The organism is Mycobacterium sp., from assembly GCF_032162605.1.
Lineage (GTDB): Bacteria > Actinomycetota > Actinomycetes > Mycobacteriales > Mycobacteriaceae > Mycobacterium.
In genome coordinates, this window is sequence record NZ_JAVROT010000576.1 from 1 (window position 1) to 5,432 (window position 5,432).

6 protein-coding genes and 1 tRNA gene are annotated in these 5,432 nt (G+C 66.0%); 5 read left to right on the forward strand and 2 right to left on the reverse strand.

Going from position 1 to position 5,432, the window contains the following annotated elements:
• Positions 1–30: 30 nt before the first annotated feature.
• The 3 genes from grcC1 (at position 31) to QOI01_RS32065 (ending at position 2,764) form a co-directional block, all read left to right on the forward strand.
• Positions 31–1,038, forward strand: a complete 1,008-nt coding sequence (gene grcC1, locus QOI01_RS32055) for a nonaprenyl/(2E,6E)-farnesyl/geranylgeranyl diphosphat synthase (protein WP_526387603.1) — start codon at positions 31–33, stop codon at positions 1,036–1,038.
• Positions 1,039–1,110: 72 nt separating this feature from the next.
• Entirely contained in the window at positions 1,111–1,995 is an 885-nt protein-coding gene (gene htpX, locus QOI01_RS32060) for a zinc metalloprotease HtpX (RefSeq protein ID WP_526387594.1), read from the forward strand.
• Between the two features lie 223 nt (positions 1,996–2,218).
• Positions 2,219–2,764, forward strand: a complete 546-nt coding sequence (locus QOI01_RS32065; protein ID WP_526387595.1) for a hypothetical protein — start codon at positions 2,219–2,221, stop codon at positions 2,762–2,764.
• Positions 2,765–2,774: 10 nt separating this feature from the next.
• On the opposite strand, the gene QOI01_RS32070 is transcribed toward QOI01_RS32065, so the two are convergent.
• Both QOI01_RS32070 and QOI01_RS32075 read right to left on the reverse strand, forming a co-directional pair.
• Entirely contained in the window at positions 2,775–3,800 is a 1,026-nt protein-coding gene (locus QOI01_RS32070) for an NAD(P)H-dependent glycerol-3-phosphate dehydrogenase (protein WP_526387597.1), read from the reverse strand.
• 48 nt (positions 3,801–3,848) lie between these two features.
• On the reverse strand, positions 3,849–4,340 hold the full coding sequence (locus QOI01_RS32075; protein ID WP_526387599.1) for a YajQ family cyclic di-GMP-binding protein: 492 nt from the start codon (positions 4,338–4,340) through the stop codon (positions 3,849–3,851).
• 103 nt (positions 4,341–4,443) lie between these two features.
• On the opposite strand from QOI01_RS32075, the gene QOI01_RS32080 reads away from it, so the two are divergent.
• Positions 4,444–4,526 (forward strand) — tRNA-Tyr (locus QOI01_RS32080).
• Between the two features lie 304 nt (positions 4,527–4,830).
• A partial coding sequence (locus QOI01_RS32085) for an AlbA family DNA-binding domain-containing protein (RefSeq protein ID WP_526387601.1) occupies positions 4,831–5,432 on the forward strand: 602 nt, incomplete at its 3' end.

A 5,432-nucleotide genomic window follows, 5' to 3' on the forward strand; every position in this document is an offset into this window, starting at 1 on the left:
GGTGTCCACACTCCCCAGTATGTTGGAGCAATGAAGACACCGGCGTCCGTGGTCGCGGGCGTGGACTTCGGTGACGAAACCTTCGCGGCGGGTGTTCGTGACGGCGTCGCGCGCATCGAAGACCTGATGGCCGCTGAGCTGGGCAAGGCCGATGAGTTGATGGCGGAGGCCGTCCAGCACCTCTTTCGGGCGGGTGGCAAACGGTTCCGTCCGTTGTTCACGGTCCTCTCAGCGCAGTTGGGTCCCGATCCCGACAACTGGCAGGTGACCGTGGCGGGCGCGGTGATCGAGTCGGTCCACCTCGCGACGCTCTACCACGACGACGTGATGGACGAGGCGCAGGTGCGCCGCGGCGCGGACAGCGCCAACGCGCGCTGGGGCAACAACATCGCGATCCTGGCCGGCGACTACCTGTTTGCGACGGCGTCGCGACTGGTTGCGCAGTTGGGACCCGACGCCGTGCTCGTCATCGCCGACACGTTCGCCCAGCTGGTCACCGGTCAGATGCGTGAGACCCGCGGGGTGGTCGAGGGCGCGGACTCCGTCGAGCACTACCTCAAGGTCGTCTACGAGAAGACGGCCTGCCTCATCGCGGCGTCGGGCACGTTCGGCGCGACGTTCTCCGGGGCCGACGACGAGCAGATTCAGCGGCTCGGCCGCCTCGGGGGCATCGTCGGCACGGCGTTCCAGATCTCCGACGACATCATCGACATCGACAGCGACCCCGACGAGTCCGGCAAGTTGCCTGGCACCGACCTGCGGGAGGGCGTGCACACCCTGCCCGTGCTCTATGCGCTGCGCGAAAGCGGGCCCGAGGCCAAGCGGCTGCGCGAGCTGCTGGACGGCCCGGTCGAGGACGACGCGAAGGTCGCCGAGGCGTTGGCGCTGTTGCGTTCGTCACGGGGAATCGCGCAGGCCAAGGAGACCGTCGCGCAGTACGCCGTGCAGGCCCGCGACGAGCTGGCCGCTCTGCCAGATGTGCCCGGTCGGGTGGCGCTGGCCAATCTGGTCGACTACACGGTCAATCGTCACGGCTGATCGGAACCGCAGACGGAGTCCCGAACGTTCGTTCAGCGAAGACTTCGATGGTTTCAAGTAGGAGGAGCCACAATGACCTGGCATCCGCACGCGAACCGGCTCAAGACGTTCCTGTTGCTGGCGGGGTTCTCGGCGTTGATCGTGTTCATCGGCGCGCTGTTCCAGAAACCTGCGATCCTGTGGCTCGCGGTGCTGTTCGCCGTCGGCATGAACGCCTACGTCTACTTCAACAGCGACAAGATGGCGCTTCGGGCGATGCACGCCCAGCCGGTCAACGAGGTACAGGCGCCCGCGATGTACCGGATCGTGCGTGAACTCGCGACCACGGCGCATCAGCCCATGCCGCGCCTGTACATCAGCGACACCGCGGCGCCCAACGCCTTCGCGACGGGACGCAATCCGCGCAACGCCGCGGTGTGCTGCACCACCGGGATCCTGCAGATACTCGACGAGCGGGAACTGCGCGCCGTGTTGGGCCACGAACTCTCGCACGTCTACAACCGCGACATCCTGATCTCGTGCGTGGCGGGGGCCATGGCGTCGGTGATCACCGCGCTGGCCAACATCGCCTTCTTTGCCAGCATGTTCAGTGGCGGCAACCGCGACGGTGGCGCGAATCCCTTTGCCATCCTTCTGGTTTCGCTGCTCGGTCCCATCGCGGCGACGGTCATCAAGCTCGCGGTGTCACGCTCGCGGGAGTATCAGGCCGACCAGTCCGGCGCCGAGCTCACCGGCGACCCGCTGGCGTTGGCCAGCGCCCTGCGCAAGATCAGCAGGGGCGTGGAGCTGGCGCCGCTGCCGCCCGAGACCCAGCTGGCCGACCAGGCCCACCTGATGATCGCGAACCCGTTCCGGGCCGGCGAGAAGATCGGCAAGCTGTTCTCGACCCACCCGCCGATTGAGGAGCGCATCGCGCGGCTCGAGCGGATGGCGGGCCGGGGGCCGGGCCAGTACTGAGCTCGCCTGGACCACATCAGCCCTCAGCAGCACCGGGTGGGGTGGTGGTCGAAGTGCCCACCTCTGCGCGACTTCGCGGCCTCGGCGATGGAAGTCGCTGATAGCCGGGCAGAATGTTCCCACCGTCCGAAACGGTGCAGGAGTGACGGTTGCGTCCGCAGCGGAGTGTCCGATGTCCGGCGGTACCGCTGCAAGTCACGCCGGCACCCTCTATGGTTAGCGCGTGCTGAGCAGAATTCTGATCGGCCTGGTAGCTGCGGGGGCAGCTGTGATCGGCGTGCCGGGTGTGGCCGCCGCCGATCCGGATCCAGCGCCGCCCCCACCACCGCCCCCACTCAACCTCAACGCGCTCGCGCCCGTGAAGCCGTCGGACTTCACGATGCAGGATGGCGGGATCTACGCCTTCGCAGTACCGGGCGACATCGCGTGTGTCATCAGCCGCGGGCCGGGCACCTACGGCTGCAGCGGACCGATCCCGGCGGCGCCGAACGGGGCCAACGTGGTCACGGGGGCTCAGCAGGGGCCGCCCGGGTTCGCCAACGCCGACCGGCCGCTGTACCTCTTCGACACGCTGCCCAAGCGGTTGGATCCCGGAACGCGCATCAGCTTTCGCAACGTGACGTGTGGAACCGACGGCACCGTGACCCAGTGCACCAACTCCTTCGACGGGGCGGGCTTCGTCATCAGTCCGGCGGGCAGTTTCGTCCTCGAGCCGAACAATCCGCTGCTGCTCAACACCGGCGCGGGCAAGAACCCGTACAGCAACTGACTGGTCGCCGCTAGAAGCCCGAGCCGTGGACCTCGTGTCCGGGCTGCTCGGCGGCCAGACCCCGGTAGGCGTCCTCGACGGTCGAGCCGTGGTTGATGACACCGTCGACCTCGCGTGCGATCGGCATGTTGAGGCCGTACTTCTCGGCGAACTCCATGATCACGCTGGCGGCCTTGACGCCCTCGGCGACCTGGTTCATGGATTCGATGATCTCGTCGATCGACTTGCCCGAGCCCAACTGCTCGCCGACGTGGCGATTGCGGCTGCGCTGGCTGGTGCAGGTGACGATGAGGTCGCCCATCCCGGCCAGCCCGGCGAACGTCTCGCGCTTTCCGCCCATCGCCTCACCCAGCTTGGACATCTCGCTGACGGCGCGCGCCATCACCATCGCGCGGGTGTTCTCGCCGATGCCCAGCGAGTAGCCCATGCCGACGGCGATCGCGTAGACGTTCTTCAACGCGCCGGCCATCTCCACGCCCACCACGTCGTCGGTGGTGTAGGTGCGAAAACGCTGGGTGCGGAACAGGTTTCCCAGGTTGGCCGCGAGGTGCTGGTCGGGCATCGCCAGGACCGCTGCGGCGGCGTACCCCTCGGCGACCTCACGGGCGATGTTCGGGCCTGCCAGGATCCCCGCCGGGTGCCCTGGCAGCACCTCGTCGACGATCTCGCTCATCCGCATGTTGGTGCCCTGCTCGAGGCCCTTCACCAACGACACCACCGGCACCCACGGCCGCAACTCCTTGGCGAGCTCCTCCAGGACCCCGCGGAACCCGTGCGACGGCACTCCCATGACGACGACGTCGGCGCATTCTGCGGCTTCGGAGAAGTCGTTCGTGGCGCGCAGCGAGGGGCTCAGTTCGACCTCGTCGCCGAGATAGCGGCTGTTGCGGTGGTTGTCGTTGATGTCGTCGGCGGTCTCCTGCGAGCGCACCCACTGCAGCGTCGGGCCGCGCCTGGCGCAGATGGAGGCCACCGTGGTGCCCCAGGAGCCGCCACCGAGGACGACGACGTTCGGTTCGCGTTGCGCAGGTGCCATGGCGATCAGGGTATGGCCGACGGCTTGACCCCGAGGGCGATTTGGGACCTAGCGGTAGTTGACGAACTGCACCGCGATCTCGAGGTCGGCGCCCCGCAGCAGTGCCTGAACGGCCTGCAGGTCGTCGCGCTTCTTGGAGCTGACGCGGATCTCCTCGCCCTGGATCTGCGCCTTGACGCCCTTGGGGCCGTCGTCGCGGATGAGCTTGGTGACCTTCTTGGCGTCCTCGCTGCTGATGCCCTGCTTGATGCTGCCGATCACCTTGTAGGTCTTGCCCGATGCCTGCGGCTCGCCGGCGTCGAATGCCTTCATGGAGATGTCGCGTCGGATCAGCTTCTCCTTGAAGACGTCGATGGCCGCCTTGACGCGCTCTTCGGTCGACGAGACGAGGATGATGCCCTCCTCGCCCTGCCACTCGATGGTGGTGTCGGTGCCGCGGAAGTCGAAACGGGTGGCCAGTTCCTTGGCGGCCTGGTTCAGGGCGTTGTCGACCTCCTGGCGGTCGACCTTGCTGACGACGTCGAAGCTGGAATCCGCCATGGACTCGCTCCCTCCCTATTGGTGATGCGTTTTCGTCTTGGGACCATCCTCGTTGTACCCTGCTACTCGCACCAAACCCGGGGTCGGGATTGGTGCGAAACCCGGCAGGTTGCCCGAGCGGCCAATGGGAGCGGACTGTAAATCCGTCGGCTTACGCCTACACAGGTTCGAATCCTGTACCTGCCACGCTGGTCAGGCCCCCTTTCGAGGGGGCCTGACTTGTTCGAACGGTCGTGAATTGTCACGGATTGTCACAAGTCGCGCCGAACTCTGCGCGGATAAGCGCAGGCCAAGTTCGCCAATCGGGTGATTTGGACGGTCAGTGGGTCGGTACGCCGTTCCCCTCGACCGGTGGGTAGCACCGAACGACCAGAGCTCAGCGCGGGTGCCGCGCACTAAGCTGCTCCGGGCCAGATAAAACTGGAGGGCCGATATTTTCACCGCGCTGCACAGGCTGCTAGGGCGTGACCCTGGTCCGCTGACCGACGAGATGGTCGACGATGCGATTCGGGAAGGCGTCGCGGAAACGGACGACCTCGACTGGAAGTCGAAGGCCCCGCCCGCTAAGGGCATAACCGAGACCGACTATCCGAAAGACATCGCCGCGATGGCAAACAGCGGCGGAGGCATGATCCTCTATGGCGTCACCGAGAAGGTGAAGAAGGCGGCAGGGCGCCAAGCCACCGAGGCGTTGACTGAGAGGTTTGCGCAAACGCTTCGCAGTGCCGCCGTGACCGCGATCAGTCCCCCTGTGTTTGGTCTCGACATCGTCGAGATCGGGGACGCGACCAATAGGTGCATCGCCGTGATCATCCCGGCCAGTGTGGACGGACCACATTTGGTTTATCGCGGCGAGTTTTTCGGCGCTCCAATCCGCAACGATGCCGACACCGTTTGGATGAAAGAACGACAGATTGAAGCCGCCTATCGACTGCGGTTCGATGAGCGACGTAACTCGACAGAAGCCATCGATCATCTGTATAACGAACTAACAACCATTACTCAAGTGGAAGCCCGGGCTTGGCTGATCGCCGTTGCCCGCCCTCGCGTCTCACAAGCGAATGCCACGCGATGGGCGATCGGCGAAGCGCA